Genomic DNA, 26,639 nt, shown 5'->3' with positions numbered 1-26,639 from the left:
AAGCGCGGGTCCTGCCCGCGCTTTTTTGTGTCGTCGTTGGGCTTACGACCTGAAGGCCGCCAGTTCCTCTATGCCGACATGGCTTTCGATTTCGCTGCCGCGCAGATACAGGTAAACGCCGATGCAGAAGGCGAGGGCGGCGATGAACACCAGATACCACGCATGCGCCATTGGATTGACGGCTAGCGCCATCGTTACGCCAATCGGTGTCAGCCCGCCGAAGATGGCATAGGAGACGTTGTAGGCGAAGGAGAGGCCCGAGAAGCGGACCGAGGCCGGGAAGGCGCGCACCATGACATAGGGCACCGCACCCGCCATGCCGACCGACAGGCCCATGACGCCGTAAAGCACGAACATGGTTTCTAGCGATGTGCCGGCATAGCTGTAGAAAGTGAAGGTGGCGATGCCGAAGAAGATGCTGGCGGCCATGAAGAAAATGCCGGAGCCGACACGATCGATCAATGCGCCGGCGATGATGACGCCGAAGATAAGGAACAGCGTGCCGAAGCTGGTGCCTGCCAGCGCCTGGGTCGGTGTATAGCCATAGAGCTTCTGCAGGAAGGTTGCCGTCATCAGCGTGGTAACGACGATGGCTGCGGACAGAACCCAGGTCAGCAGCGCGGAAATGATCACGCCGCGCATATGGTGCTTGAGCACGAGGCCAAGCGGAAGCTTGTCCGTCAGCGACTTCGACTTTTTCATCTCCATGAAGATCGGAGTCTCTTCCAGCCAGCGGCGCAGATAGACGGCAATCAGGCCGAATATGCCGCCGAGCAGGAAGGGAATGCGCCATGCATAGGCCGCCACATCTTCTGCCGAGAAGAGGGAATTGATGGCAAAGGCAATGAGCGAACCGAGCATGATGCCGAAAGAGAGGCCGGACGTCAGAAAACCGCAGGCGAGCCCGACGCGGCGAAAGGGCACGTGCTCCGCAACGAAGGTCCAGGCACCCGGAACTTCGCCGCCAATGGCCGCACCCTGCAGCATGCGCAGGACGATGAGCAGGATGGGGGCCGCAACGCCGATGGTGGCATAGGTCGGCATCAGCGCCATGCCGAGCGTCGAAAGCGCCATGAGCAGGATGGAGAAGGCGAAGACGCGTTTGCGGCCATAACGATCGCCATAATGCGCGAGAACGATGCCGCCCAGCGGCCGCACCAGATAACCGGCGGCGAAGATGCCGAAGGTCTGGATCATCACCAGCCAATCGGGCATTTCCGGCGGGAAGAACAGATGGCCGATGACGGTGGCGAAAAACACGAAAATGATGAAATCGTAGAACTCCAGCGCGCCGCCGAGGGCCGAAAGGCCGAGAGTTCTGTAGTCCTGCCTGTCGAGGGGCCGGGCAGCTGCCGGTGTGGTGGTGGGAGACATAAGCCTGCTTCTTTTTCTAATTCACATGTTGCTAATGGGCATGAGGCAAGCGATGCGCGATTTCAAGCCTTATCAGCTCCTAATCGCTCATGAATTTTGATGGACGATCAAGAAAGCGCCGCAGGAAACTGATGTTTTCCAGCTCATCATAAAGACGCTCGGTGATGCCGCTCTCGTCGAAGTAATAAATCGTCGCTTCGGGAATGGCCAAGAGCACCGGCGAATGGGTTGCGATGATCAACTGCCCACCACTATCTGCCGTGTGACGGACGAGGGCTGCAAGCTCCAGCTGCTTTTGCGGTGAAAGAGGGCTTTCCGGTTCATCAAGAAAATAAAGGCCGGCGCCGTGCAGGCGCTGCTGCATGATATCGAGAAATCCCTCGCCATGCGAACGCCGGTCTATGACGTTGCTTCTGACGATATGCCTGAAAGTGTCCGGCGTTTCCTCGGGAAAATCTTCGCCTCTTTTCAGGGCTTTTTCCCGCTCCCAGCGAAAGTCATCTAGTGTCTCTTCATTCTGCTTGCGGATGTAGCCAAGCACGTCTTCGGCGCGCATGAACATGCGGATTTTCGGGTATTTCTTGCGGGCGAAATAGAATGCCTTCGCCACGGTTTCCGCATGCTGAAGATAGAGGTCGCCGGCAACCTGTCCATGATTGCCGATGGCATAGGCCGTCATTCCGGCCGCCAGCCCTTCCAGCAGCGTGGATTTGCCGGAGCCGTTATTGCCGGCGAAAAAGGTGATCGGCGTCTTGAATTCGAGGCGTTCCAGCTGGCGCAGCGCCGGAACGGTGAAGGGGTATTCGTCCCTTCGGTCCGGAGTTTCCTTCATGGTCACGCTGTCGAGAAACAGCATTTTCAATCCTCTTTATCGATGCTTCTTTTTCTGTGCGTCCGTTTGCGGCGGAAGAGGAGTATATTATATTGGTGTATATTATAAGTTTCAAACTCACATCTGTGTATTTTCAAAGTAATTAAATGAATAGTCATCGATTAAATTTTATATTAAGGCAATTGTAGAAATATACTCCGATATTTTTGTATTGCGGGGAAGATATGAATCAGATTGCGCTGGTTTACGTCGCCATGATATTTTTGTTCGCGTCTGCTGTGGATGCCGATGCCAAGCGTTTTCGGTTTTTTGCGGTGCCTGGCTTCAGTCGCGGTGAGACGATCGACAGGGTCTACGACTTGCCCAATCAAACGACTTTCGTGGTGGAAGGGAAGTTCTTTGACCTCGGCTATCTGAACAGCAGTAGTGGCGACGCTTATGTTCTTTATAATGGCGACCAATACGTGAAGTTGGACGAGGTGGGCCTTAAGGGCATTTCCAGTATGCTTGGATTTGACCCTACCGTCGAGGACCGCAAAAAACGTGCGGCGGCTTCGGAGGCGGCTGAGCCTATAGGGAGACTGATAGGTGGGTTTGTGCTGCTCGTGGGCCTGTTCGTGCTCCTGCGCAGGGGTATTCGCTGGTACTATCGGTCGGGTAGCAGAAACGCTCGTCTCGAGCGTGAAGATATCGAGGAGGTCGTCGAATTACCGGAACCCCGTCCGCCGACCATACGTCAGCAACGTGCTCCAGTTACCCAGGATTATACGCCCGCTCTCAATGAGGTTGCACCGCCGACCAGAAGACCGGAGGCCGCGCCAAATCGCGCGGGGATGGCAGTCCGGCCGTTCGGACGCAGGAATGCCTGATGCCGTCTAGACAAACGGCATTTTCCGGGACGTTCCGGCTGTGACTGTTATTCGAACCTGTCGATGATGCTGATGCCACTTTCCTGGAAACGGTCCATGGCGGGAAGGGCGGTGATGGCATCGGAAAGGGTGATGTGGCGGCCGATCAGTTTTTCGGGCGCGAGCTTGCCGCTCTCGATCATCGCCAGCATGTCTTCGTAGCGCCATGCCTGCATGCCGTGGCTGCCGTAAATCTCCAGCTCGTGGGCAATCACCCGGGCCATGGGGATGGCTGGCATGGCGTGATCGGCCAGCATCAGCCCTACCTGAACGTGGCGCCCGCGCCGGCGCAGGTTGCTGATGGAATTGCAGCAGGTCTGCGGGTGGCCAAGCGCGTCGATAGAGACATGCGCGCCGCCGCCGGTCACTTCGCGCACCGCCTCCGTGACGTCGGCAACCGAGCGGCTGTTGATGGTGGCGGTTGCGCCGAGTTGGCGGGCAAGTTCGAGCTTGTCTTCCGCAATGTCGATGGCGACGACCTGAGCGCCGAGGCCTGCGCCGATCATGATGGCGGAGAGGCCGACGCCGCCGCAGCCATGTACCGCCAGCCACTCGCCGCCTTTCAGGCGACCCTGGTCCGTCACAGCCCGGAAGGACGTGGCGAAACGGCAGCCGAGACCGGCGGCAGTGGCGTAGCTCATCGTATCAGGCAGATGAACAAGGTTCTGGTCCGCGTAATCGATGGCGACATATTCGGCGAAAGAACCCCAATGGGTGAAGCCGGGCTGGAACTGCGTCTCACACACCTGTTGATTGCCGGAGCGGCATTCATGGCAACGGCCGCAGCCGGAAACGAAGGGAACGGTGACACGGTCACCTGTCTTGAACCTGGTAACGTTCTTTCCGACCGCAGCGATAACGCCGGCGAATTCGTGGCCGGGGACATGCGGCAGGCGAATATCCGTATCGTGGCCCATCCAGCCATGCCAGTCGCTGCGGCAGAGGCCCGTCGCCTTCACCTCGATGACCACGCCGTCGTCGGTCGGCTCCGGATCAGGCAGGGATGCCACAATCGGGGTCTCGCCGAACAGTTCGTAAAAAAGCGCGCGCATCCTGGCCTCACATTGTCGGTAAGCAGATTTGAATTATACCTGCTCTATCTGCTTCCGACGCTGGAGAAAAGCCATTTAATCTTTGATCACCATAAGATCACCAGCCGCGAATTTAAGCGTTACTTGTTCGCCAAGGGCGGGCGGTGCGGTGCCGGGATCGTTGAACATGTCGAAAGACAAGGTCGAACCGCCGAGATCAAGACGGGTTCGGATGACCGAACCCAGGAACTGGCTTGAGGTGACGATACCGGAAATAGCGACGTCTCCCTTCGCGTCAGCGCCGAGAGCTCCTGCTTCCGGGCGCAAGGCGAGAGTGATTTTTTCACCGTTTGCAACATCGACCGGCTTGTGGAGCGTCACGTTCTGCTCCCCGACACGGATTGTGCTGGTAGAGGAATCGACGACGGTTGCGTCGATCAGGTTCAGCGTGCCGACGAAGGAGGCGACAAACCGGGTCGCGGGCTTGTTGTAGATATCGAAGGGCGAACCGATCTGGTCGGCGCGGCCGGAATTCATGACAACGATACGGTCGGAGATCGACAGGGCCTCTTCCTGATCGTGGGTCACGAAAATTGTGGTGATGCCGAGCTTTCTCTGGATCTGGCGGATTTCTTCGCGCAGCGATACGCGGATCTTGGCATCGAGCGCGGAAAGCGGCTCGTCCAGCAGAAGCACTTCCGGCTTCGGGGCCAATGCGCGGGCAAGCGCCACGCGCTGCTGCTGGCCGCCTGACATCTGGTAAGGGTAACGATCCGCCAAATGCTCCAGATGGATGAGCTGAAGCATTTCCTTCACGCGTGCATCGATCTCGGCTTTCGGCTTGCCGGCGACTTTGAGCCCGAAGGCGACATTTTCGTAGACGTTCATGTTGGGGAACAGCGCATAGGCCTGAAACACCATGCCGATATTGCGCTGGTTGGGCCTGAGCGTCGTCTGGTCCTTGCTGTTGATGACGATCGATCCGCCGGTCGGGATTTCGAAACCGGCGATCATGCGCAGCACGGTGGTCTTGCCGCAGCCCGACGGGCCTAGAAAGGAGACGAACTCGCCCTTTTCGATGGCCATGTTGAAATCATGGACGACCTGTACGGAGCCGAAGGATTTCTTGATATTGCTAAGTGTCAAAAAGCTCATGAAAATCTTGTCCTCAGGCCTTGGGAGGCGCGCCCTTCTGGTAGCGTGAAACGAGTTGGATCAACCCAAGGCAACCCCAGGTGATGCCGAAGGAGATCACGGCAAGTGCAGCCGGTTCATAGGCGCGGTTGGCGCCAAGTAGCTGCATATAGGGGCCAAAGGCCGGGCGGTTCAAAAGGGCGGCCATGGTGAATTCACCGATGACGATGGCGAAGGTCAAAAACGCACCTGATAGCACGGCGACCAGAACATTGGGCAGGATGATGCGCGACAGAATGGTCGTCCACCCCGCGCCAAGGCTCTGCGCCGCTTCCGTCAGCGTCGAGACGTCGATGGTCCTCAGACCAGTATCGACGGCGCGGTACATGTAGGGCAAGGCGAGCGTGGCATAACCGAACATCAAAAGCAGGTTGGTGCCGAAGGTCGTGCCGGTCAGCGGAAGCCAGCTGGAGGTGTTGTAAAGCCTGATATAACCGAACACGATGACGATGGCCGGGATGACCAGCGGCAGGAGCGTGATGAATTCGATATAGGGGCGCAGGCCCGGCAGTTTGAGGCGGACCCAATAGGCCGTGGGCACCACCAGCAGCACACCGAAAACGATGGTGAAGAGAGCCATCACCACCGAATAGCTGAAGGTTTCCTGAAAACGCGGGTCGGTGAGCACCTTGCCATAGGCGTCGAAGGAATATTCACCGCGGCGCATTTTCAGCGAGAAGTTGGTCATGCCGATGAGCGGCAGGGCGAAATAGAGCAGGCCAAAGATCAGCGCGCCCCAGGCGAAGAACTTCTTCATTTGAGCCACCTTTCGCTACGGGCGCGCAGCCAGATGTAAAGCGCATTGGCGATGCCGGTGACGACGATCATGCCGAAGGCGAGAGCGTAACCCAGATGCGGATTGCCGAGAACGTCGCCGCGGATCTGCGCGAAAAGCAGGATGGGCACGATGTTGAGCGACGAGCCGGTAAGCGCGATCGCGGTGGCCACCGCACCGAAGGCATTGGCAAACAGCAGCGACATGGTGCCAAGCAACGATGGCAGGAGGATGGGGAAGGCCACCATGCGCCAATATTGCACGCCGGTCGCGCCAAGGATTTCCGCAGCTTCGCGCCACTCGCGCTTCAATCCGTCAAGCGCCGGCGTGATGATGAGGATCATCAGCGGAATCTGGAAGAACAGATAGGTGACTGTCAGGCCCCAGAAGGACAGGATGTTGAAGCCGAGGAGTCTCAGATCAATGCCGATCTGCGTCTTCAAAAACACGGTGAGTAGGCCGACCGGGCCGAGCGTGGCGATGAAGGCGAAGGCGAGCGGCACGCCGGCAAATTGCGATGCGACGCCCGAAAATGTCAGGAGTGGTCCGCGAATGCGCTGCGGCAGACCGCCCAGAACCACGGCGGCGGCGACTGCAAAACCAATCAGGCAGCCAAGAGCCGCCGAGGCGAGGCTGATCTTGATCGAAATCCAGTAGGCCGCGAGGATGGACGAGGTGAAAAGCCCGGCGACGTTTTCCAGCGTCAGGCTGCCATCGGGACGCTGGAACGCACCGACCACGATTTTCATCGTCGGAAAAATCAGAAACAGCAGAACAAAAACAGCAAAAGGTACGACGCCTAACCAATGAAGCGGCAACTTTCTGCCCGCATCGGATGGTCCGCCGGAGTTGGTTGATGGCATGCCTGGTCCCCAAACGCCGTTTTCAAACGGTCTGTCTATAAAATTCTTTATTATCGCACGTCCGGTTAAAACGGAATCGTCAGACGCACTTTCGATCTTTGTTTTGTGCAATTTCCGGGGGTAAAACCTAGGGAGTTTTACCTGAAATGCTCTCAAAGAAGCACCCCGGCTTTTTGAAAAGCCGGGGTGTATTTTTCAAAGGTTACTTCACGTTCGCGCCGACGACGCTGTCCCAGCCGCCGGTAACGGCGGCCTTGTTGGCGTCGACGTCTTCGAGCGTCGGGAAGATTGCCTTTTCATAGGCTGCTGCCGGCGGCAGGCTGTCGATCAGTTCCTGCGGAACCTTGCCGGCCTTGACCATCGCGTTGAAGCGGATCGGGTGGCAATAACCCTTCAGCCAGCCAAGCTGACCGTCGTCGGAATAAAGGTGTTCCATCCAGAGCTTGGCAGCGTTCGGATGCGGGGCGTAAGCGGAAATGCCCTGAACGTAAACGCCGGCCAGAACGCCTTTTTCCGGAACCACGACTTCCGTGGGCGGGTTGTCGTTCAGCGTCTTCTTCCAGGAGAGCGCGTTATAGTCCCAGGCGACGATGATCGGGGTAGCACCCTGTGCCAGCGTGCCAGCCTTGCCGATGACTGGCAGGAAGTTGCCAGCCTTGTTGAGTTCGGCGAAATATTTCAGGCCTGCCTCACCGGCTTCCTTGCCGGACTTCGCACCGCTGGCAAGACCGGCGGCGAGAACGCCGAGGATAGCCTGGTTGGAAGCGCGCGGATCGCCGGCAAGCGCTACCTGACCGGAATATTCCGGCTTCTGCAGGTCGGCCCAATCCTTCGGCACGTTCTTGACGAGGTCCTTGTTCACGAAGAAGGACATCACGCCGTAATAGTCGCCGTACCAGTAACCTTCCGGATCCTTGACGTTGTCAGGGATTTCGTCCCAGGTGGAGACCTTGTAAGGCTGCAGCAGGCCTTCGGCCTTCATCTGCGGGCCGAAAGCGAGACCGACGTCGACAACGTCAGGAGCCTGCGGGCCCTTGTTGTCCTTGTTCGCCTTTACCGCTTCGACTTCATCGGCAGAGCCGGCGTCGGGGTTGAGTTCGTTGACGGTGATTTCCGGATATTTCGCCTTGAAAGCGGCGATGACGTCGCCGTAACCACACCAGTCGTGCGGCAGCGCGACGGTGGTCAGCATGCCTTCCTTCTTGGCGGCAGCGATCAGTTCGGCGCTTGGCGCAGCGGCAGCGATCGCGGTGGAGGCCATTACCAGAGCGGTGGTGGCAGCAAGCAGTCGACGGCAATGAGAGATCACTTTTTTCTCCTCTTCGTGTTCTCGTATTACGGACGCTGATACGGATTCTGGATGAAGCTAATGTGACGGCTGGATTGCAATTTATTTATCCGGATTCCGTCACTTTACGCCCATTTTCCGCCATCACCCGGCTTTGTGCCTGCAATCGCGGGGTAATCCCATCATCATTCGTGTTGGACAGATATGTTCCCCAGCTTGTTTTTATCCCGCTTTATCGCGCTGGTAGCGATTTCGGGTATCCAATCAGCCGGCGGTTTCCGCGTCAAGCACTGTGCCGGCTACTAATGTTCATGTCCGGTCCGGCCTGCGGAACAGACGCGTCTGCTCGAACAGGCCTTCCAGCGCGTTCATGCGCTCCTTGGTTTCATCCCAGGTGCTGCTCTGCACCGCTTCGATCAGCGCTTCGACGACAAACAATGTAACGACCGATGAATCCCATGCCGAGGGGGCTTCGATCTTCACACGGAAGGTGTGCAGCGCGTGGCGCGCCACCGGCGATGTCCACTGATCCGTGAAAAGAATGATCTGTACGCCGTTTGCCTTCGCCACCTCGGCAAGCGTCGTCATGTCGTGCTCATAGCGGCGGATGTCGAAGATCACCAGCACATCGCCGGCGCTCATATTCAACATATATTGAGGCCAGGCGCTGGAGTTGGACGACATCAGCGTCGTCTTTGGCCGGATCACCTGCATATGCGTGAAAAAATATTCGGCAATCGCGCCGGTGATGCGCCCGCCGACGAAATAGATGCTGCGTTTGCGGTCCGAGAGCAGCCTTGCGGCATTGTCGAAGACCGCGGTGTCGAGATCGCTCAAAGTGTCGCGCAGATTGCCCGTTATGGCGTCGGCGAAACGGTTGAGAATATGCAGACCCGGCGCATTGGTTGCCCAGCGGTCATGTTTGGCAACCGGGCCGGAGATCGTCGCTTCCAGTTCCTGGTGCAGATGGGCCTGAAATTCAGGGTAACCTTTGTATCCGAGCTTCTGCACCATGCGCGCCACCGTCGGCGTCGAAACACCGGCATTTTCGGCAATCGTGGTGATGCTGCCGAGACCCGAGACGGGGTAGTTGCCGAGAAGGCTCTCCGCCAGCCGTTTTTCCGAACGGGTCAGCGCGTCATAGTGGGCATGGATGACATCCGACACGGTGGCCGTCGTACTGCGCAAATCTTTCCCCTTCCGGTCTTTTTGCCGGTGTATTGGCGAATATAAGCATCTGTGCCAGCTATCGAGTCAATGGGGAAAATGAAGAGAAAATTTCAAAATTCCATTTGACACTCGCGATAATGTGAAGAATTCTTTTCGTCATCGGCGGGATGGCAGGTTTCGGGGCGGGATGCGTGCATGACGGTGCGTTCACGGTTTTTCACGGAAGCGGAAGGACAGGCTGTCGGCGTCGAGAACGCCGCAGCGAAGGGCGACGTCGTTCTGGTCTGCGAACATGCTTCAGCCACCATCCCGGAAAAACTCGGTACGCTCGGTCTTTCGCCGGACGTGCTTTCGAGCCATGCGGCCTGGGATCCGGGTGCCTTGGCGGTTGCAAGGCTGCTTTCGCAGAAGCTTGATGCCACGCTCGTCCATCAGCGGTTTTCGCGCCTGGTCTATGATTGCAACCGGCCGCCGGAATCGCCTTCTGCCATGCCGGTCAAAAGCGAGATTTACAATATTCCCGGCAATCTCGATCTGAGCGAGGCGGAGCGGTTTGCCCGTACCTCTGCGCTTTACGTGCCGTTTCACGACCGTGTCAGTGAGATTATTGCCGAGCGGCAGGACCGCGGCCGCAAGGTGGTGGTGGTGACCATTCACAGTTTCACGCCGGTCTATCACGGTCAGTTCCGTGAAGTGCAGATCGGCATCCTGCACGATACTGACAGCCGGCTGGCCGATGCGATGCTGGTGGGCGCCGAGGGTTCTGCGCTGACGGTAAAGCGCAACGATCCCTACGGTCCGGAAGACGGTGTAACGCATACATTGCGGCTGCACGCGCTGCCGGACGGACTTTTGAACGTCATGATCGAGATCCGCAACGATCTGATCGCCAATGAAGGAGACCAATCGGCAATTGCCGATTTTCTCCACGAGCTTATGGGGAAGGCGCTCTCATCAATCGATGAGTGAGGGAGCAATGGGGCGGCTTATGGTGAAAACACCGCAGCCGACCGTCAATGAGACTGCCGCAATCGACAAAAGCCGGAACGGCATGAAGCGGCAAGGGAACAGCAGATGCGTGCGGCGCAGTGCGGGAAACCTCCCGGGCGATGCCGGAAACTGGGGGCACAATCGGCCAATAACGGCTGGCTGGCTTTTTTTTCTATTAAGGAGAGAAGGGCATGGACGGTTCATCATCAGGCGTCAGCTACAAGAAGGCTGATGCATCCTATTTCGAAAAACGTGGACTATCCCGATACGCGGGCGTGTGGTCGCTGTGGTCGCTTGGCGTCGGCGCGGTTATATCAGGGCATTTTTCCGGATGGAATTTCGGCTTTTCCACCGGCGGCTGGGGCGGCATGCTGGTGGCGGGCATCATTATCGCCATCATGTATCTCGGGCTGACATTCTCGATTGCGGAAATGAGCCCGGCGCTGCCGCACACGGGTGCCGCCTATTCCTTTGCCCGCACGGCCATGGGCCCGTGGGGCGGTTTCGTCACCGGACTTTGCGAGAATGTCGAATATGTGCTGACGCCGGCGGTCGTCGTTACCTTCATCACCGCCTATGTGAACTCCATTCTCGGCCTCGATCCGGCCTATTCACCCTTCGTGTGGATAGCCTTCTACGCGATCTTCCTTGCTCTCAACGTCTTCGGACTTGAGCTTTCCTTCAAGGTCACCCTGGTCATCACGCTGATTTCACTCGGCGTTCTGGTGTTTTTCTGGGTCAGCGCCATTCCGAACATGGATTTTTCGCGTTACGCGCTTAATATCGGTGTCGGACCCGATGGCAAGGCTGTGGAGCTGCCGGAAGGCAACGGTTCCTTTTTCCCATTCGGTTTTTCGGGCGTTCTTGCCACGCTGCCTTTTGCGGTCTGGCTGTTCCTCGCCATCGAGCAGCTGCCGCTGGCGGCTGAAGAATCCGTTGATCCGAAACGCGATATGCCCAAGGGTATCATTCTCGGCGTCATCACGCTGATGGTTTCGGCCTTCATGATCGTGTTGCTGAACCCGTCACTACCGGGCGTCGGCGCCTTTCATCTCAGCTCGTCGCTTGAACCGCTGCTGGATGGCTTCAAGGCGATCTACGGCGATGGCGGCGTGGTGCTGCTCGGTCTCGTGGCATTGACCGGTCTGATTGCCAGCTTCCATACGATCCTGTATGCGCAGGGCCGCCAGATCTATTCGCTGTCGCGTGCGGGTTACTTCCCGACAGTGCTGTCGATCACTCATTCGAAATACCGGACGCCATACGTTGCCAATATTGCCGGCGCGCTCGTCGGCCTTGCGGTCATGCTCGTCATCTGGTTCTCGCTGGGTGCGGAACAGGGCGGCAGCATCATCGGCAGCGTGCTTTTGAACATGGCCGTGTTCGGTGCGATGTTCTCCTACATCCTGCAGGCGATTTCCTTCATCCTGCTCAGGAAAAATCTGCCGCATATCGAGCGGCCGTTCCGCTCGCCCTTCGGCATTCCGGGCGCGGTGTTGACAATCATCATCGCCATCGTGACGCTGCTCTATCAGATCCAGGATCCGAACTTCACCAAGGGTGTGCTGTGGGTAGCCGTATGGTTTGCGGTTGCCATTGCCTACTTCGCCTTTGTCGGACGCCATCGCCTCATCCTGTCGCCGGAAGAGGAGTTCGCGCTGGAGCACAAGCAGGCTGCCATGGCAGCGGCGGCTGCAAAGGCCTGATGCTCGAACTGACGGGCGGCCGCATACCGGCCGCCTGCTCGCCACATGAAAAGGGATGGACAAAATGACGAGCTATACATTCGACGCGCTGAAGATGGATGTGGCCGAAGGGCGCATCGACACGGTTCTGGCCTGCCTTGTCGACATGCAGGGGCGTCTGATGGGCAAACGGTTCCAGGCGGAGTTTTTCGTTGAAAGCGCCTTTGAGGAAACCCATAGCTGCAACTATGTGCTTGCCACCGACATGGAGATGGAAACCGTTCCCGGTTACAAATCCTCAAGCTGGGAAAAGGGCTATGGCGACTATACGCTGAAGCCCGACCTTTCGACGCTGCGGAAGGTGCCGTGGCTGGAAGGCACGGCGCTGGTTCTGTGCGATGTGCTCGATCACCACACCCATGAAGAAGTGCCGCATTCGCCGCGCGCGCTGCTGAAAAAGCAGGTGGCGCGGCTGGAGGCGATGGGGCTGAAGGCCTATATGGCCACCGAGCTCGAATTTTTCCTGTTTGACCAGACCTTCGATGCGGCACGCGCCAGCGGCTACAGGGACCTGAACCTCGCCAGCGGCTACAACGAAGACTATCATATCTTCCAGACGACCAAGGAAGAGGACGTCATGCGGGCGCTGCGCAAGGGCCTGCAGGGTGCGGGAATTCCGGTCGAGAATTCCAAGGGCGAGGCGTCTCCCGGTCAGGCGGAAATCAATGTGCGTTATGCCGAGGCGCTGACCATGGCCGACCGGCACGCCATCATCAAAAACGCCACCAAGGAGATCGCCTGGTCGAAGGGTAAGGCGGTGACGTTCCTTGCCAAGTGGAACTACAATGCCGCTGGCAGTTCCTCGCATATCCACCAGTCGCTGTGGAGCCTGGATGGCAAGCCGGCTTTCCTCGACAAGGATGGCGAACACGGCATGTCGGATGTGATGCGGCATTATGTTGCCGGGCTTCTGGCGCATGCCAGCGACATCACCTATTTCCTGGCGCCCTACATCAATTCCTACAAGCGGTTCATGGCTGGCACCTTCGCGCCGACCAAGGCGATATGGAGCCTCGACAACCGCACGGCAGGATACCGCCTTTGCGGCGCGGAAACCAAGGGCATCCGTATCGAGTGCCGTGTCGGCGGGTCGGATCTCAATCCCTATCTCGCCATGGCCGCTCTTCTTGCGGCGGGCATTGACGGCATTGAAAATAAACTCGAACTTGAGCCCGCTTTTGTCGGTGACGCCTATGGCGGGAAGGACGTGCGCGAGATACCCAAGACATTGCGCGACGCGACCGCCTTCCTGGACGGATCGAAAATGCTGCGTGAGGCCTTTGGCGACGACGTGGTCGATCACTACGTGCACGCCGCAAGGTGGGAGCAGGAAGAATACGACCGCCGCGTGACCGACTGGGAAGTGGCGCGCGGTTTCGAGAGAGCCTAATCATTACGGGAAAACATCATGACCATGATCCAGAATATCTCGCCCATCGACGGCTCGGTTTATGCCGAGCGGGAGGCGATGTCGCTGGAAGCGGCGCGCGCCGCCGTTTCGAAAGCGCGCAAGGCGCAGAAGGACTGGGCGCGACGTCCGCTTGAGGACCGCGTTCAGCTGGTTCTCAAGGGTGTGGCGCGCCTTAACGAAATGGTGGCCGAGGTGGTGCCGGAACTGGCGCATATGATGGGCCGACCGGTTCGTTATGGCGGCGAGTTCAAGGGCTTCAACGAGCGCTCCAATTATGTCGCCTCCATTGCGGCGGATGCGCTGGCGCCGCTCGTCATCGAGGAAAGCGGCAATTTCGAACGCCGCATCGAGCGCGAAGCACATGGCGTGGTCTTCGTCATCGCGCCGTGGAACTATCCCTACATGACGGCGATCAATACCGTTGCCCCGGCTCTGATGGCCGGCAACACAGTCGTCATCAAACATGCGGCGCAAACGCTTCTCGTCGGCGAGCGGATGGTGCGGGCTTTCGTAGAGGCCGGCGTACCTGACGATGTCTTCATCAATGTCTTCCTCGATCACGGCACGACCTCGGCGCTGATCTCCGAAGGCCTGTTCAATTTCGTCAACTTCACCGGTTCGGTGGAAGGCGGCCGAGCCATTGAGCGTGCTGCTGCCGGCACCTTCACCGGTCTCGGGCTTGAACTCGGCGGCAAGGACCCCGGCTATGTGATGGAGGATGCTGATCTCGACGCTGCCGTCGATACGCTGATGGATGGCGCGACCTATAACTCCGGGCAATGCTGCTGCGGCATCGAGCGTATCTACGTCAACGAAAACCTCTATGACGCATTCGTCGAGAAGTCCGTGGCGTGGGTGTCCAATTACAAGCTCGGCAATCCGCTGGAACAGGAAACGACACTGGGGCCGATGGCCAACAAGCGTTTCGCCAAGGTGGTGCGCGCACAGATCGCTGATGCCGTCTCAAAGGGCGCCAAGGCTTTGGTCGATCCCAAGCTTTTCCCTGCCGATGACGGCGAGAGCGCTTACGTCGCTCCGCAAGTGCTCGTCAATGTCGATCATTCCATGGAGTTCATGACCGAAGAAACCTTCGGCCCCGCTCTTGGCATCATGAAGGTGAAGAACGACGACGAGGCCATCGCCCTGATGAATGACAGTAAATATGGCCTCACCGCCTCGCTCTGGACGCAGGATGCAGCGCGTGCCGGGCGTATCGGCCGTGAGATCGAAACCGGCACCGTGTTCATGAACCGTGCGGATTATCTCGATCCCGCGCTCTGCTGGACAGGTGTGAAGGAAACGGGCCGTGGCGGCTCGCTCTCCGTTCTCGGTTTCCAGAACCTGACCCGACCGAAATCCTACCATCTGAAGAAAGTCACGAAATGAATATCGTCGCCAACTGGAGCTATCCCACCGCCGTCAAGCTTGGCCGTGGCCGGATCAAGGAACTGGCGGAAGCCTGCAAGACGCTCGGCATCAAGAAGCCGCTTCTCGTCACGGATCGCGGCCTTGCCAATATGGCGATTACCGCGCATGCGCTCGATGTACTGGAAGAGGCTGGGCTCGGCCGGGCGATCTTCGCCGATGTCGATCCGAACCCCAACGAAATCAACATGGAAGCCGGCGTAAAAGCCTATCGCGATGGCGGCCATGACGGCGTCGTCGCCTTCGGCGGTGGTTCCGGCCTCGATCTTGGCAAGACCATCGCCTTCATGGCCGGGCAGACGCGCCCGGTCTGGGATTTCGAGGATATCGGTGACTGGTGGACGCGGGCGGACGCCTCGAAGATTGCGCCCATCGTCGCGGTTCCGACGACGGCGGGCACCGGTTCGGAAGTTGGCCGCGCCAGCGTCATCACCAATTCGCAGACCCATGTGAAGAAGATCATCTTCCATCCGAAGCTTTTGCCCGGCGTCGTCATCTGCGATCCGGAACTGACGGTCGGCATGCCGAAGGTCATCACGGCAGGCACGGGCATGGACGCCTTTGCCCATTGCCTCGAAGCCTATTCGTCGCCGTTCTTCCATCCGATGAGCGCCGGCGTTGCGCTTGAAGGCCTGCGTCTGGTCAAGGAATTCCTGCCACGCGCCTATAAGGACGGCACGGATATCGAAGCGCGCACCAATATGATGGCGGCGGCTGCGATGGGGGCGGTTGCCTTCCAGAAGGGTCTCGGCGCCATTCACTCGCTCTCGCATCCGATCGGCGCTGTCTATAACACCCATCACGGCATGACCAATGCGGTCGTGATGCCGGCCGTGCTGCGTTTCAACCGCCCGGCCATCGAAGACAAGATTGCCCGCGCTGCCGCATATCTCGGCATTTCGGGCGGTTTCGATGGTTTCTATGATTATGTGCTGGAGCTTCGCAAGGAACTCGGCGTGCCTGATAACCTGACCGCCATGGGCATTAAGCCTGACCGCATTGACGAACTGGCGGCAGAAGCGATCAAGGATCCGAGCTGCGGCGGCAATCCGGTGCCGATGACGCTGGAGAATACCAGGAAATTGTTTGAGGACTGCTTTTAAAGGGTAGTTATGGCAGCCATGAGATTTTCAGTTTTTTCGCCATTGCTCGCAGTGGCGTTTCTAAGCCTGCCCCTTGTGGCGCAGGCCGCTTCTTTCAAGGAACTTTCCGGTCAAGGTTACAAAGTCGGAGCTCTGTCGAGCAATAAGGCGGGAATCGGGGGATGGAATTTGTCCAGAGGCTCAGACCGCTATTTCTGTGAAATGCGCGCGACTATGGCGTATTCTGGAAAGAACGGCATGGTGTCCTTCACCAGCGCCGGACGCATGATTACGCTTGATCGTGCAACCGTTGAGAAAAGGCTGGGCAGTTCCCTGAACTTGCCGAAGTACGAGGATCTAAAAGCCGGTCGCCTGCGTGCGGACGATGTGGGTTCCTGCCGAAAGCTGGCGTGATCAATCAGATGGCAAAAGCCCGCGATTTATCGCGGGCTTTTTGTTGTCCCCACAAACGATCTTAGTCTTTTCTTAACCATGTTCGTTAAGGTTATGGAAAGCACCATGATTGGTTCGGTGCATGAATGAGCATGAAACGGCTCTGATCATCAGGGGATATCATGCCTGTCATTACTTTTGCCAACACCAAGGGCGGCGCGGGAAAAACAACTGCCGTATTGCTTCTGGCAACCGAACTTGCCCGCAGCGGCCACCGCGTAACGGTTCTGGATGCCGATCCGCAATTGTGGATTTCCCGTTGGCACGAATTATCAGGCGAGATCGAAAATCTCTCGGTAATTTCGCATGTCACGATGGCGTCCCTCGAGGGGCATATCCGCGAAAACAATGCCAATACCGACTGTTTCATCATCGATCTGCCGGGAGCGAAAAACCCGCTTCTGACCATGGCGCTTGGTATTTCCGACCATGTGCTGATACCGGTGCAGGGCTGCGCCATGGATGCGCGTGGGGCTGCAGAGGTTCTTGACCATATCGAGTTCCTGAACCGCAAGATGGGCAAGGCGATCGCCCACTCCATCGTGCTGACGCGGGTCAACGCCATGGTGGCGACCCGCTCGCTGCTGCTCGTCAAAATGCTGCTGGCCGAGAAGAACGTTTCGGTTCTGAATACGCCGATTGTCGAAAGAGCGGCCTATCGCGATATCTTCGATTATGGCGGCACGCTTCTCTGTCTCGACAAGGACAAGGTCAGCAATATCGACAAGGCGGTGGAGAATGCGAAAGCATTCGCGAGCGAGGTGCTAGGCCTTTTGCCGAAACGCCTGTCGCGGTTCGGCACGCAACCCGCGCGCTTTTTCACCCGCAAGGCGGCTTGAAAACACTGCCAATGCCCGGACTGCTGGAGGTGCGGGCATTATTTTTGCTTGATTTGGAAATGATCATTTCCTATATTGTGAGCATGACCGATACCACCCACACCAATTCCCCGGAACAACGCCATCGCGGCAGGCCGCGCGAGTTCGATATCGACCGCGCGCTTGATGGAGCAATCCGTGTTTTTTCTAGGCGCGGGTATCACGCCACTTCTGTCGGTGATCTTACAGATGCGATGGAACTGGCGCAGGGCAGTCTCTACAAGGCTTTCAAGGACAAGAAATCCATCTTCATCGCGACGATGGAGCGCTACAGGACCTTGCAGACGGAGCGGTTTGAAGCCGCCGTTGCCGGTTATGATACCGGTTACGAGCGTTTGCGAGCCGGCCTGATGTTCTATGCGGAACGGTCGCACGGTGCCACCGGTTCGGATGGATGCCTCGTGGTTGGCGCTGCCGCCGATCTCGCCGCACTGGACGACGATATCGCTGTCGTGGTCGAGCGGGCGGTGAAGGCGAGGGAGCGGATCGTTGCCCGGCTGGTGGCTGAGGGGCAGAGGGATGGTTCCGTGCAGTCGAAGACTGATCCCGATGATCTCGCCAGAGCGATGTTGTGCATCATGTACGGCATGCGGGTGGTGGGAAAGACCGGGCGCAGTATGGAAGAGATGACGGCCGTGGTGGATATCGCCCTGAAACTTGCCGAATAATTTTGTGGCTATTTAGGAAACATTCGTTTCCATATTGGAGAAAATGATGACGACGCGTGTAGTTGAAGGGGAGGATGTTTACGAAACATCCATTTCCCCGGCCCTGACTTTTCTACTGGCTACCGCCTGCGGACTGATTGCGGCTAATCTTTATTATGGCCAGCCCCTTGCCGGCATCATCGGGGCGGAGCTTGGCCTGTCTGCCGGCGCAACCGGTCTGATCGTGACCCTGACGCAGATCGGCTACGGCGTCGGCCTGCTGTTCGTCGTGCCGCTTGGCGATCTGGTCGAGAATCGCAGGCTGGTCGTCAGCACCGTTTCGATGGCGGTGCTTGCGCTCCTCGCGGCGGCTTTTGCCCCGCATGCGGCACCTTTTCTGATTGCGGCCTTTCTGGTCGGTATTAGTTCGGTCGCGGTGCAGGTTATCGTTCCCTATGCGGCGCACATGGCGCCGCACGCTGTTCGAGGGCGGGTAGTCGGCAATGTCATGAGCGGATTGATGGCGGGTATCATGCTGGCGCGCCCGGTCTCCAGCCTCCTGTCGGAAGTGGTCTCCTGGCGCGGTGTGTTCCTGACGTCGGCTGGCGTCATGGCAATTCTCGCCGTTGTGCTCTATCGCCTTTTGCCCGTTCGTGTGCCTGAGGCAAGGCTGGGTTATGGGGCGTTGATGGCCTCCATGGGCAGGCTTGCCGCCCATACGCCTATCCTGCGGCGGCGGGCGATCTATCACGCCTTCCTGTTTGCTGCCTTCAGCCTTTTCTGGACAACGACGCCGCTTTATCTGAGCGGGCCGCATTTCAATCTCAGCCAGGGCCAGATTGCGCTGTTTGCCCTTGCCGGTGCAGCAGGCACCGTCGCCGCGCCGATTGCGGGGCGCATGGCTGACCGGGGCTGGACCTATGCCGCTACTTTTGCCGCGATGGTGGCAGCGGCGCTGTCATTCGCCGTCACGCATCTTGCGCCGGAAGGATCGCATCTGGCACTCGGCATTCTCGTGGTCGCCGCCATCGTTCTCGATTTCGGCGTCACCACCAATCTGGTGCTGGGTCAGCGCGCCATCTTCACGCTCGGCGCCGAATTCCGCAGCCGTCTGAACGGCGTCTACATGGCGACATTTTTCATGGGCGGTGCGATTGGCTCTGCCGTCGGCGGCTGGGCCTATTCCGTTGGGGAATGGGGTGCTGCGTCCTGGGTCGGCTTTGCTCTACCAGCGGCAGCGCTGCTTTACTTCCTGACTGAAAAGCGCGGATAACATTCAGCAACGAAAAAGCCCGGCGGAATGACATCCGCCGGGCTTTTGCAATTCGTCTTCGCGGTCAATCCTATTCCGCGAACTCAACCACGACGCCGGGTCGGACCATTTTTGCCAGCTCCGTCGCATCCCAGTTGGTGAGGCGGATACAGCCGTGGCTGTTGGTCTTGCCGATCTTCGAGGGTTCCGGCGTGCCGTGGATACCGTAGGTCGGTTTGGACAGGGCAATCCAGACTGTGCCAACAGGGCCGTTTGGACCGGGCGGAATTTGCAGGATCTTGTCGTTCTGGCCCTGCCTGAAGTTGATCTTCGGATTGTAGGTGTAACCCGGATTAAGCGCGACGCGCTCGACGGTGTGCGTGCCGCTTGGCGAGGGCGTGTCCGTAGAACCGATGGTGGCGGGATAGGCGGCGATCAGAGCACCATCCTCTCCATAAGCGAAGACCTGCTTGATGCCCTTATGCGCGACGATGCGGGCCACCTGTCCCTTTTTCGGTTCCCCCGGATTGACGACCTTGATGATGGTGCCGGGCACGGAAAAATCGATGCCGGGGTTCAGTTCTTTCAGATAGGTCTCGTCCATGTGGAAGCGTTCGGCCAACGCCTCCGACGTGGAGGTGAAGGAGAGGGCGGGTAGCTGCGACTTCTCGGCATAGTCATCCGGAATGGAGGCGACATAGGGGCCGGCTGCATCGGCTGCGGTGATCGTATAATCGACGATCGGCATGCCGCCGGAGGCGCGCAGACGCTCGAGAATGTCCTCGGAATTGTTCGGGTCGAGCTTTTCGCCGGTCATGTCCTGCCAGGCGGCAATCGCCTTGTTGACGTTGTCGCCCATCTTGCCATCGATCACGCCGGGCGAGATGCCTTCGCGGTCGAGGAAAGTCTGAAGTGCCACGATCTCCTGGCGGGACCGGTTGACCGGTGTGGTGACGGGCGTGTGGCGCTCGATCAGGTGCTGCGGCTGCGGAACGGCAGCCGTGGTGCTTTCTTCGGGCATCGGCTGGTTGAGCGGCGCGCTTTCGACAGCGCCCGGGCCGGGAACCGAGCCGGTATAGACATCGTCGCCGGAACCATTGCCGCGATATTCGCGGTAATCGCGCACGCTTCCATTATCCTGATAACCGTAATCGCGCTGCGGCTCACGATATTCACCGCCGGGGGCGGGGGGGTAATAGGTTGTGTCGCGCTGCTGTACCTGTTGCCGCTGCTGATAGCCTGACGGCATTTCAGTGGCCAGCAGGTTGCCGTACCGGTCATAAAATACCGTGCGGCCCATATTGTCGCGACTGATGACGATGTCGCCACGTTGGGGCACGAAATCGAGAACACGGCCATCCGGCGTCACCAGAACCGGCTGTTCCTGATAGCCATAACGCTGCTGCGCGCCAGCCTGTAGAGGCGCGCAAACCGCCGCCAAGGCAATCGCCAGACCCAGAGCTGCGTTAACAAACTGTTTCACGATTCTGCTATCCCTTACTTCGTTCACCGATAAACACACCGTAATCTTGACCCTATTGTGAAAAAGGTGAATTCACGGTTAAAGCAATCTTAATTTACGTCACGGTTAGTAGCGTTTCCGTGATTATTGCGCTTTTACTGCCACAGGGAGGTTGTCTTGCGTTCGTTTCAGGCCGGCAAATCGCCACGCATTTTCCTCGATGAAACCTCCGTTTTCGATATTGGCGCCTGTGTTGTCGATGGTATCGACATCGCGCCCGGCCGTGCCATTCCAGATGATGGCGATCCGCGCATTGACCATTCGCTGGAAGGCTTTCTGTTCACCTGCGGTCCCGATCATATCCGCCATCCCGAACCGATCGGCGGTGAGGGCGAGGGGCGTCGATATCCGTTGCATGGGTCCTTCTCCGCGCATCCCGCCAAGATAGTTGCCTTCGACGTTCATGAGTCCAATGCATTGGCGCGTGCCGAGGTTCCCGTGAACCTTGCCGATGGCGGCACGGCCCTTCTCGAGCGGACATGGCGCATCGATGGCGAAAGCGGAGAAGTGAGCCTCGATGACCGGATCGTCAATACGAGTTCGCGGCCGATCCCGGTCTTTCTGATGTACCACATGAATGTTGGCGCGCGGTTGTTTGACGAGGACGTTCGGCTGGAAGGTGCCATGCTCGATGGCGGTGGTCATGGCTGGCGCTTTGGCGAGGAGCCGGGCACGGTGTTCTGTGTTCCCGCCGGTCAGGACGAATGGGCGGAACTTGCGCTCGGTCCGATTGCTACAATTGGTGGCAAGACGCTGAAAGTACGTTTCGGCACGGAGACGTTGCCCTATCTGCAGATGTGGCGGAACCAGAAGGATCCGGCCAATGTGCTTGGCATCGAACCGGTTTCGCACCGCTGGGTGGGGCGCGGCGAGCTTGAGGCCGCCGGCGAGTTCAATATGCTGCAGCCGGGCGAAAGCCGCTCCTATGGTCTTCGCTTTTCCATCCTCTGAATAGGGGACTGAATGGCGTACCGAATGAAGGCGCCGCATCATTGACGCAAGGGTTTTGAGCCCTTACATCGGATGCGGATTTCAGACAGTGGCGACAGCGTGCCAGCGGCGCCAAGGCGCCGGTTTAAGCGGAGGCATTATTATGGATATCAGGCGCATAGACGACGAATATTCGGTCACGGGACAGATCAGCGTTGCCGATCTCGACGAGGTCAAGGCACTCGGCTTCAAGTCGATCGTCTGCCACCGCCCGGATGGCGAAGAAGAAGGCCAGCCGCTTTTCGCCGATATTGCCGAGCGTGCCGAACAGCTTGGCCTGACCATCGTGCATGTACCGGTTGGCCGCTACGGCGTCGATGCGGATGCGGTTACCGGCATGGTGGATGCGCTTGACGAATTGCAGCGCCCGATGCTCGGCTATTGCCGTTCCGGCGCGCGCTCGACCGCGATCTACGAAAAGACCCACCACCTGCGCGGCTGATTTTCCGCGGATAATTCGATTTTCTAAAGCCAATCAACAGGAGTTTTCCATGACCATCAAGCGTATCGAACCGGGCAAGCGCATGAGCGGCGCCGTCATCCACGGCAACACCGTTTATCTGGCCGGCCAGGTCGGTGAGGGCGTGTCCGTGACCGATCAGAGCAAGTCGGCGCTGGCTGAAGTCGATCGTCTGCTGGCCGCTGCCGGTTCCGACAAGTCGAAGATCCTGCAGACCATCATCTACCTCTCCGACATGTCCACCTTCGGCGAAATGAACGCCGTCTGGGAAGGCTGGATCGACCCGGCAAACCCGCCGGCCCGCGCCACCAGCGAAGCGGCGCTTGCTACTCCGGACTACAAGGTTGAGTTCATCGTTACCGCTGCTCTCTGAGTAACGGTTTGATTTTGAGAAAAGGCCGGGTTGCGGAATGCAGCCCGGCCTTTTTTGTTGGGAAAATTCGAAACGCTCGTTTTGTCATCCTCGGGCTTGCCCCGAGGATCCAATCACGTATCGCAAATTGATAGGTAGCAGATGCTCGGAACAGGCCCGAGCATGACGGAGGAGAGGCGATTGTCCCAGGTTTGTGAATCGCTTGCGCCCATCACTTCACTGGCTGGGCGAGCGCCTTCTCAAGCTGCTTCAACGTCCTCACCCGTTCTGCAAACCACAGCCGTGCGAGGTCGTTGGCTGAGGCGAGGTCGATACCATCAGGGTCTATGGAAGTGATTTTCCAGCTTGCGGTTTTCGCACCCGCAAGAGCGGCCAGCCGTGATGCCTCACCCTTGATGGCGTTGAGGCGCGCGGCCTCGTCCGCTGCCGCAGCCATCAGCTGTTCCGCGCCGGAAAGGTCACTGCGCAGATCGGCAGGTGTGATGTTGCTGGCGTTGCGGGCAGGGCCACCATTGATCTGCACGCCCTCTGTCCGCAGCCGGTAGAGCCTTGTATCGGGAAGAGAGAGGTAGAGTTTTGCCTTGGGATAGCGGTCGATGTAGCGCTGTCTGGCAAGCGGCACTTCTTTCGGATCGATCAGTTCCGCCTTGCCTACCAGTGTCAGCCGGGGCAGCGTCAGCGCGTCACCCTTGCCGAAGGGGGCAAGTGTCAACGACATACGCGGGTCGGCCTCCATGTTTCGGGCATGCAGCGTCAGGCCCGCCGCGAAGAAGAACGGCGTACCATCCGGCTCTATGCCGATATTGGTGGCGGTCGTATAGGGATAACCGCTGACCGGATCGAGGGTCGCGAGCGCCGCTGTGCGGGATGTGTGCAGGACATCGCGTGCCACGCGCACGGCCTCGAATGGCGCACCGGCCGAAGGTTCGATCTTTGCGCCGCGTGGGGTGATGACGGGAGGGGCTGCATCCGGCATGTCGTTTCCTAACCTGTATGTTCTAGTCAGGATTTACACCATGCCGGAGCCATGTCCATGCGCAATATCAGGTCCGGCTTCTGATCTGGGTCAGCGTGCGGGTTGGCGTGATCGCTTCGGCATCCAGCTTCACCTCGATAATGGCGGGCTTGCCGCTTGCCCGGGCGCGTTCGAAGGCGGCGGCGAAGTCTTGCGTCTTTTCGACCGTTTCGCCGTGGCCACCATAGGCCTTTGCGAAGGCCGCGAAATCCGGGTTGACGAGATCGGTGCCGCTGACGCGGCCGGGATATTCCCGTTCCTGATGCATGCGGATCGTGCCATAGGTGCCGTTATTGACCAGCACGGTGATGATAGGCAGTCCATACCGCACGGCGGTGATGAATTCCTGCCCATGCATCATGAAGCAGCCATCACCGGCAAAGCAGATCACCTCGCGCTCGGGAAACAGGTGCTTGGCGGCCACAGCCGCGGGCAGGCCGTAACCCATCGAGCCGGAGGTCGGCGCCGATTGAGTGTTGAAGCGGCGGAAGCGGTGGAAGCGGTGTACCCAGGTGGCATAGTTGCCCGCGCCATTGGTGAAGATGGCATCATCCGGCACGTTGGCCTCGATCCAGTCCATGATCGGACCCATCTGCACCGCGCCCGGACCGGTCTGCGGCGGTGTCGACCAGGTGAGGTAAGCCGAATGCATGGTGGCCGTGCGGTCCGCCCAGGCGGCGTTATCGGGGAGCGTTACGGAAGAAAGGGCGGCGACGAAATCATGCGGTGAGGCGCAGATTGCGAGATCGGGGCGATAGACGCGGCCAAGCTCTTCGGCTTCCGGGTAGATGTGCACAAGTTTCTGCGACGGGTAGGGAATGTCGATCAGCGTGTAGCCGGAGGAAGGCATTTCCGAGAGGCGACCGCCGAGCAGCACCACGAGGTCGGCTTCCTTGATTTCCTTCGCCAAGGCCGGGTTGATGCCGATGCCGACATCGCCCGCGTAAGATGGGCTCAAGTGATCGAACAGCATCTGGCGACGGAAGGAGCAGCCGACGGGCAGTTTGTTTCTTTCGGCAAAAGCCGTGAAGCTTGCGACGCTTTCTTCGGACCAGCGTGTGCCGCCGATGATGAAGATTGGCCGCTTGGCCTCGCCCAGCATTTTTGAGAAAGCGGCGATCTGCGACGGGCCGGGATGCGCTTCGACCGGCGTATAGGGCTTTGCCTCGGGGGCTTCAACCTCTTCAACCAGCATGTCTTCGGGTAACGTCAGCACCACGGGGCCGGGGCGGCCGGAGGTGGCGACGGCAAAGGCGCGGGTGACGAATTCCGGAATGCGGCGCGCATCGTCGATCTCGCCCACCCATTTGGCGAATTCGGTGAAGGCGCGGCGATATTCCACTTCCTGAAACGCCTCACGCTCGCGGGCTTCGCGCTGTACCTGGCCGATGAACAGGATCATCGGAATGGAATCCTGCCTCGCGATATGCAGGCCGGCCGAGGCGTTGGTGGCGCCGGGACCGCGCGTTACCATGCAGATGCCGGGTTCGCCGGTCAGCCTGCCCCAGGTGTCGGCCATCATGGCAGCGCCGCCTTCCTGGCGGCAGACCACGGTTTCGATGCCGCTTTCATAGAGCGCGTCCAGCACCGCCAGATAGCTTTCACCGGGAACGCAGGAAACGCGGGAGACGCCATTGGCTTTCAGCGCTTCGACGATCAGTTGTCCGCCTGTTCTTTTCATTCCGGTTGCTTTCATGGCGTCGTGGTCCTTTCGATGTTTTCCAGTTCGGCCAGCACTTGCGCCTGATGCTCGCCAAGCTTCGGGCTCGGGCGTTCGTAACGCAGCGGCGTCTGTGACATGATAATCGGTGTCCGCACACCGGGGATGACGGTGCCATCCTGCGCCTCGAGATCAACACGCAGGCCGCGTGCCTGAACCTGTGGATCGGCGAACATTTCCTCGATGGAGTTGATTGGCCCGGCCGGTACGGCGTTCTGCTCGCAGGCGGTCAGAAGATCGCGCTTCTGCCATTTCAGCGTTTCGGTGGAAACGATCCGCCGCACCTCTGCCTTATGCGCCACGCGCGCCTTGTTGGTGGCGAAACGTTCGTCATCGGCGGTCGCCTCGATTCCGAGGATCTTGCAGAGACGGCGGAACTGGCCGTCATTGCCGACCGCTAGGATCAGGAAACCATCAGCCGTCGGCACCACCTCATAGGGGGAAATATTCGGATGGGCGTTGCCGAGCCTGACGGGGGCATTGCCGGAAATCAGGTAATTCATATTCTGGTTGGCGAGCACGGCCGACTGCACGTCCAGAAGCGCCATGTCGATATGCTGGCCTTCACCTGACCGCATGGCGTGGATCAGCGCGGCCTGAATGGCTGTCACGGAATAGATGCCGGTGAAGATATCGGCAACGGCAACGCCCGCCTTCATAGGCTGACCGTCGGGTTCGCCGGTGATCGACATGAAACCGGACATACCCTGCACGATATAGTCGTATCCGGCGAAATCGGCATAAGGCCCGGTCTGGCCGAAGCCGGTGATGGAGCAATAGATCAGCTTCGGATTGAGAACCCTGAGACTCTCATAGTCGAGGCCATATTTGGCAAGCCCGCCGCGTTTGAAATTCTCGATGACAACATCGGCGGTTCGCACGAGCCGCCGCACCAGCGCACAGCCTTCCGCCGTCTTGAGATCGGCGACGATGGAGCGTTTGCCGCGATTGGTGGCATGGTAATAGGCGGCGGAGAGGTTTTCACCATCGGCGCTTTCGACAAAGGGCGGACCCCATGCGCGGGTATCGTCTCCACCTTCAGGGTTCTCGACCTTGATGACATCCGCACCCATATCGGCCAGCATCTGCCCCGCCCAGGGACCGGCCAGAACACGCGCCAGTTCAATGACGCGAATGCCTGATAGTGGCGGTTTCCTGTTCGGCGTTTCGGTCATTTGTCCCCCGGTGTTTTCTGCTTGCCGGTTTATAGACGTCTCCCCGCATTGCCGCATGTGATTTTA

Annotated in this window: 25 protein-coding genes; 13 read left to right on the top strand and 12 right to left on the bottom strand. The window is 58.9% G+C overall.

The features are described from left to right. Positions 1 to 42 precede the first annotated feature (42 nt). Both ACZ5A6_RS09155 and ACZ5A6_RS09150 read right to left on the bottom strand, forming a co-directional pair. On the bottom strand, positions 43 to 1,374 hold the full coding sequence (locus tag ACZ5A6_RS09155; RefSeq protein WP_174061049.1) for an MFS transporter: 1,332 nt from the start codon (positions 1,372 to 1,374) through the stop codon (positions 43 to 45). Between the two features lie 79 nt (positions 1,375 to 1,453). Next, on the bottom strand, positions 1,454 to 2,230 hold the full coding sequence (locus tag ACZ5A6_RS09150; RefSeq protein WP_112496398.1) for an AAA family ATPase: 777 nt from the start codon (positions 2,228 to 2,230) through the stop codon (positions 1,454 to 1,456). A 200-nt stretch (positions 2,231 to 2,430) separates the two neighbouring features. Here ACZ5A6_RS09150 and ACZ5A6_RS09145 point away from each other — a divergent pair, with 200 nt between their 5' ends. Continuing rightward, a complete protein-coding gene (locus tag ACZ5A6_RS09145; protein ID WP_174061050.1) occupies positions 2,431 to 3,075 on the top strand; it encodes a hypothetical protein in 645 nt (214 codons plus the stop codon). Positions 3,076 to 3,122: 47 nt separating this feature from the next. On the opposite strand, the gene ACZ5A6_RS09140 is transcribed toward ACZ5A6_RS09145, so the two are convergent. The 6 genes from ACZ5A6_RS09140 to ACZ5A6_RS09115 all read right to left on the bottom strand — a co-directional run bounded on the left by ACZ5A6_RS09140 (position 3,123) and on the right by ACZ5A6_RS09115 (position 9,453). Then, a complete protein-coding gene (locus ACZ5A6_RS09140; RefSeq protein ID WP_112290469.1) occupies positions 3,123 to 4,166 on the bottom strand; it encodes a zinc-dependent alcohol dehydrogenase family protein in 1,044 nt (347 codons plus the stop codon). Positions 4,167 to 4,241: 75 nt separating this feature from the next. Next, on the bottom strand, positions 4,242 to 5,300 hold the full coding sequence (locus tag ACZ5A6_RS09135; protein WP_174061051.1) for an ABC transporter ATP-binding protein: 1,059 nt from the start codon (positions 5,298 to 5,300) through the stop codon (positions 4,242 to 4,244). Positions 5,301 to 5,313: 13 nt separating this feature from the next. Further along, positions 5,314 to 6,096 carry an ABC transporter permease gene (locus tag ACZ5A6_RS09130; RefSeq protein ID WP_003513330.1) on the bottom strand — a complete coding sequence of 261 codons (783 nt, stop codon included), beginning with the start codon at positions 6,094 to 6,096 and terminating at the stop codon, positions 5,314 to 5,316. Next, positions 6,093 to 6,977: an ABC transporter permease gene (locus ACZ5A6_RS09125; protein WP_038491680.1), complete on the bottom strand. Its 885-nt coding sequence runs from the start codon at positions 6,975 to 6,977 to the stop codon at positions 6,093 to 6,095. The genes ACZ5A6_RS09130 and ACZ5A6_RS09125 overlap by 4 nt, the downstream gene beginning before the upstream one ends. Positions 6,978 to 7,179: 202 nt before the next feature. Further along, positions 7,180 to 8,286: an ABC transporter substrate-binding protein gene (locus ACZ5A6_RS09120; RefSeq protein WP_003513325.1), complete on the bottom strand. Its 1,107-nt coding sequence runs from the start codon at positions 8,284 to 8,286 to the stop codon at positions 7,180 to 7,182. 288 nt (positions 8,287 to 8,574) lie between these two features. Next, positions 8,575 to 9,453: a MurR/RpiR family transcriptional regulator gene (locus tag ACZ5A6_RS09115; protein WP_003513323.1), complete on the bottom strand. Its 879-nt coding sequence runs from the start codon at positions 9,451 to 9,453 to the stop codon at positions 8,575 to 8,577. A gap of 177 nt (positions 9,454 to 9,630) precedes the next feature. Between ACZ5A6_RS09115 and ACZ5A6_RS09110 the strand changes: the two genes are divergently transcribed. The 9 genes from ACZ5A6_RS09110 (at position 9,631) to ACZ5A6_RS09070 (ending at position 19,339) form a co-directional block, all read left to right on the top strand. Next, a complete protein-coding gene (locus ACZ5A6_RS09110; RefSeq protein WP_013636542.1) occupies positions 9,631 to 10,404 on the top strand; it encodes an N-formylglutamate amidohydrolase in 774 nt (257 codons plus the stop codon). A 212-nt stretch (positions 10,405 to 10,616) separates the two neighbouring features. Beyond that, the gene (locus ACZ5A6_RS09105; protein ID WP_003513319.1) at positions 10,617 to 12,131 is read left to right on the top strand and encodes an amino acid permease; all 1,515 of its coding nucleotides are present in this window, start codon (positions 10,617 to 10,619) and stop codon (positions 12,129 to 12,131) included. Positions 12,132 to 12,195: 64 nt separating this feature from the next. Beyond that, positions 12,196 to 13,560: a glutamine synthetase family protein gene (locus ACZ5A6_RS09100; protein ID WP_013636540.1), complete on the top strand. Its 1,365-nt coding sequence runs from the start codon at positions 12,196 to 12,198 to the stop codon at positions 13,558 to 13,560. A gap of 18 nt (positions 13,561 to 13,578) precedes the next feature. Next, on the top strand, positions 13,579 to 14,967 hold the full coding sequence (locus tag ACZ5A6_RS09095; protein ID WP_013636539.1) for an aldehyde dehydrogenase family protein: 1,389 nt from the start codon (positions 13,579 to 13,581) through the stop codon (positions 14,965 to 14,967). After that, the gene (locus tag ACZ5A6_RS09090; RefSeq protein ID WP_003513312.1) at positions 14,964 to 16,109 is read left to right on the top strand and encodes an iron-containing alcohol dehydrogenase; all 1,146 of its coding nucleotides are present in this window, start codon (positions 14,964 to 14,966) and stop codon (positions 16,107 to 16,109) included. Before ACZ5A6_RS09095 ends, ACZ5A6_RS09090 begins: the two co-directional genes overlap by 4 nt. A 9-nt stretch (positions 16,110 to 16,118) precedes the next feature. After that, positions 16,119 to 16,502, top strand: coding sequence for a hypothetical protein (locus tag ACZ5A6_RS09085; protein ID WP_464110915.1), 384 nt, complete (start codon positions 16,119 to 16,121; stop codon positions 16,500 to 16,502). Positions 16,503 to 16,663: 161 nt separating this feature from the next. After that, on the top strand, positions 16,664 to 17,380 hold the full coding sequence (locus ACZ5A6_RS09080) for a ParA family protein (protein ID WP_038491666.1): 717 nt from the start codon (positions 16,664 to 16,666) through the stop codon (positions 17,378 to 17,380). Between the two features lie 59 nt (positions 17,381 to 17,439). Further along, positions 17,440 to 18,087 carry a TetR/AcrR family transcriptional regulator gene (locus ACZ5A6_RS09075; protein ID WP_211415288.1) on the top strand — a complete coding sequence of 216 codons (648 nt, stop codon included), beginning with the start codon at positions 17,440 to 17,442 and terminating at the stop codon, positions 18,085 to 18,087. Positions 18,088 to 18,133: 46 nt separating this feature from the next. Beyond that, positions 18,134 to 19,339, top strand: coding sequence for an MFS transporter (locus ACZ5A6_RS09070; protein ID WP_019565262.1), 1,206 nt, complete (start codon positions 18,134 to 18,136; stop codon positions 19,337 to 19,339). A 70-nt stretch (positions 19,340 to 19,409) separates the two neighbouring features. On the opposite strand, the gene ACZ5A6_RS09065 is transcribed toward ACZ5A6_RS09070, so the two are convergent. Next, a complete protein-coding gene (locus ACZ5A6_RS09065; RefSeq protein WP_003513302.1) occupies positions 19,410 to 20,801 on the bottom strand; it encodes a L,D-transpeptidase family protein in 1,392 nt (463 codons plus the stop codon). A 156-nt stretch (positions 20,802 to 20,957) separates the two neighbouring features. Here ACZ5A6_RS09065 and ACZ5A6_RS09060 point away from each other — a divergent pair, with 156 nt between their 5' ends. From ACZ5A6_RS09060 to ACZ5A6_RS09050, 3 genes are all read left to right on the top strand, one after another. Continuing rightward, positions 20,958 to 21,791 (top strand): aldose 1-epimerase family protein, encoded by an 834-nt coding sequence (locus ACZ5A6_RS09060; RefSeq protein ID WP_112391989.1) that lies wholly within the window; start codon positions 20,958 to 20,960, stop codon positions 21,789 to 21,791. A gap of 142 nt (positions 21,792 to 21,933) precedes the next feature. Next, positions 21,934 to 22,272 carry a protein tyrosine phosphatase family protein gene (locus ACZ5A6_RS09055; RefSeq protein ID WP_003513297.1) on the top strand — a complete coding sequence of 113 codons (339 nt, stop codon included), beginning with the start codon at positions 21,934 to 21,936 and terminating at the stop codon, positions 22,270 to 22,272. A gap of 49 nt (positions 22,273 to 22,321) precedes the next feature. Continuing rightward, a complete protein-coding gene (locus ACZ5A6_RS09050) occupies positions 22,322 to 22,663 on the top strand; it encodes a RidA family protein (protein WP_003513295.1) in 342 nt (113 codons plus the stop codon). A gap of 211 nt (positions 22,664 to 22,874) precedes the next feature. Here ACZ5A6_RS09050 and ACZ5A6_RS09045 read toward each other — a convergent pair whose 3' ends face one another. From ACZ5A6_RS09045 to caiB, 3 genes are all read right to left on the bottom strand, one after another. Then, positions 22,875 to 23,639 (bottom strand): HugZ family pyridoxamine 5'-phosphate oxidase, encoded by a 765-nt coding sequence (locus ACZ5A6_RS09045; RefSeq protein ID WP_464110914.1) that lies wholly within the window; start codon positions 23,637 to 23,639, stop codon positions 22,875 to 22,877. A 67-nt stretch (positions 23,640 to 23,706) separates the two neighbouring features. Further along, on the bottom strand, positions 23,707 to 25,374 hold the full coding sequence (locus ACZ5A6_RS09040; RefSeq protein ID WP_162701135.1) for a thiamine pyrophosphate-binding protein: 1,668 nt from the start codon (positions 25,372 to 25,374) through the stop codon (positions 23,707 to 23,709). Next, the gene (caiB, locus tag ACZ5A6_RS09035; protein WP_174061054.1) at positions 25,371 to 26,573 is read right to left on the bottom strand and encodes a succinate--glutarate CoA-transferase; all 1,203 of its coding nucleotides are present in this window, start codon (positions 26,571 to 26,573) and stop codon (positions 25,371 to 25,373) included. The genes ACZ5A6_RS09040 and caiB overlap by 4 nt, the downstream gene beginning before the upstream one ends. Positions 26,574 to 26,639 lie beyond the last annotated feature (66 nt).

It is taken from the genome of Agrobacterium sp. 6Ca8 (genome assembly GCF_055382765.1).
The sequence above is the reverse complement of the archived record's forward strand: the minus strand, read 5'-3'. Positions and strand labels throughout refer to the sequence as shown.

Excerpts from the sequence above, each read along its gene's own strand:
- ACZ5A6_RS09055 (WP_003513297.1), top strand. The coding sequence starts at position 21,934 with ATGGATATCAGGCGCATAGACGACGAATATTCGGTCACGGGACAGATC.
- ACZ5A6_RS09040 (WP_162701135.1), bottom strand. The coding sequence starts at position 25,374 with ATGAAAGCAACCGGAATGAAAAGAACAGGCGGACAACTGATCGTCGAA.
- ACZ5A6_RS09080 (WP_038491666.1), top strand. The coding sequence starts at position 16,664 with ATGCCTGTCATTACTTTTGCCAACACCAAGGGCGGCGCGGGAAAAACA.
- ACZ5A6_RS09145 (WP_174061050.1), top strand. The coding sequence starts at position 2,431 with ATGAATCAGATTGCGCTGGTTTACGTCGCCATGATATTTTTGTTCGCG.
- ACZ5A6_RS09110 (WP_013636542.1), top strand. The coding sequence starts at position 9,631 with ATGACGGTGCGTTCACGGTTTTTCACGGAAGCGGAAGGACAGGCTGTC.
- ACZ5A6_RS09100 (WP_013636540.1), top strand. The coding sequence starts at position 12,196 with ATGACGAGCTATACATTCGACGCGCTGAAGATGGATGTGGCCGAAGGG.
- ACZ5A6_RS09140 (WP_112290469.1), bottom strand. The coding sequence starts at position 4,166 with ATGCGCGCGCTTTTTTACGAACTGTTCGGCGAGACCCCGATTGTGGCA.
- ACZ5A6_RS09095 (WP_013636539.1), top strand. The coding sequence starts at position 13,579 with ATGACCATGATCCAGAATATCTCGCCCATCGACGGCTCGGTTTATGCC.
- ACZ5A6_RS09105 (WP_003513319.1), top strand. The coding sequence starts at position 10,617 with ATGGACGGTTCATCATCAGGCGTCAGCTACAAGAAGGCTGATGCATCC.
- ACZ5A6_RS09085 (WP_464110915.1), top strand. The coding sequence starts at position 16,119 with ATGGCAGCCATGAGATTTTCAGTTTTTTCGCCATTGCTCGCAGTGGCG.
- ACZ5A6_RS09070 (WP_019565262.1), top strand. The coding sequence starts at position 18,134 with ATGACGACGCGTGTAGTTGAAGGGGAGGATGTTTACGAAACATCCATT.
- ACZ5A6_RS09135 (WP_174061051.1), bottom strand. The coding sequence starts at position 5,300 with ATGAGCTTTTTGACACTTAGCAATATCAAGAAATCCTTCGGCTCCGTA.
- ACZ5A6_RS09150 (WP_112496398.1), bottom strand. The coding sequence starts at position 2,230 with ATGCTGTTTCTCGACAGCGTGACCATGAAGGAAACTCCGGACCGAAGG.
- ACZ5A6_RS09155 (WP_174061049.1), bottom strand. The coding sequence starts at position 1,374 with ATGTCTCCCACCACCACACCGGCAGCTGCCCGGCCCCTCGACAGGCAG.
- ACZ5A6_RS09050 (WP_003513295.1), top strand. The coding sequence starts at position 22,322 with ATGACCATCAAGCGTATCGAACCGGGCAAGCGCATGAGCGGCGCCGTC.
- ACZ5A6_RS09130 (WP_003513330.1), bottom strand. The coding sequence starts at position 6,096 with ATGAAGAAGTTCTTCGCCTGGGGCGCGCTGATCTTTGGCCTGCTCTAT.
- ACZ5A6_RS09045 (WP_464110914.1), bottom strand. The coding sequence starts at position 23,639 with ATGCCGGATGCAGCCCCTCCCGTCATCACCCCACGCGGCGCAAAGATC.
- ACZ5A6_RS09125 (WP_038491680.1), bottom strand. The coding sequence starts at position 6,977 with ATGCCATCAACCAACTCCGGCGGACCATCCGATGCGGGCAGAAAGTTG.
- ACZ5A6_RS09075 (WP_211415288.1), top strand. The coding sequence starts at position 17,440 with ATGATCATTTCCTATATTGTGAGCATGACCGATACCACCCACACCAAT.
- ACZ5A6_RS09090 (WP_003513312.1), top strand. The coding sequence starts at position 14,964 with ATGAATATCGTCGCCAACTGGAGCTATCCCACCGCCGTCAAGCTTGGC.
- caiB (WP_174061054.1), bottom strand. The coding sequence starts at position 26,573 with ATGACCGAAACGCCGAACAGGAAACCGCCACTATCAGGCATTCGCGTC.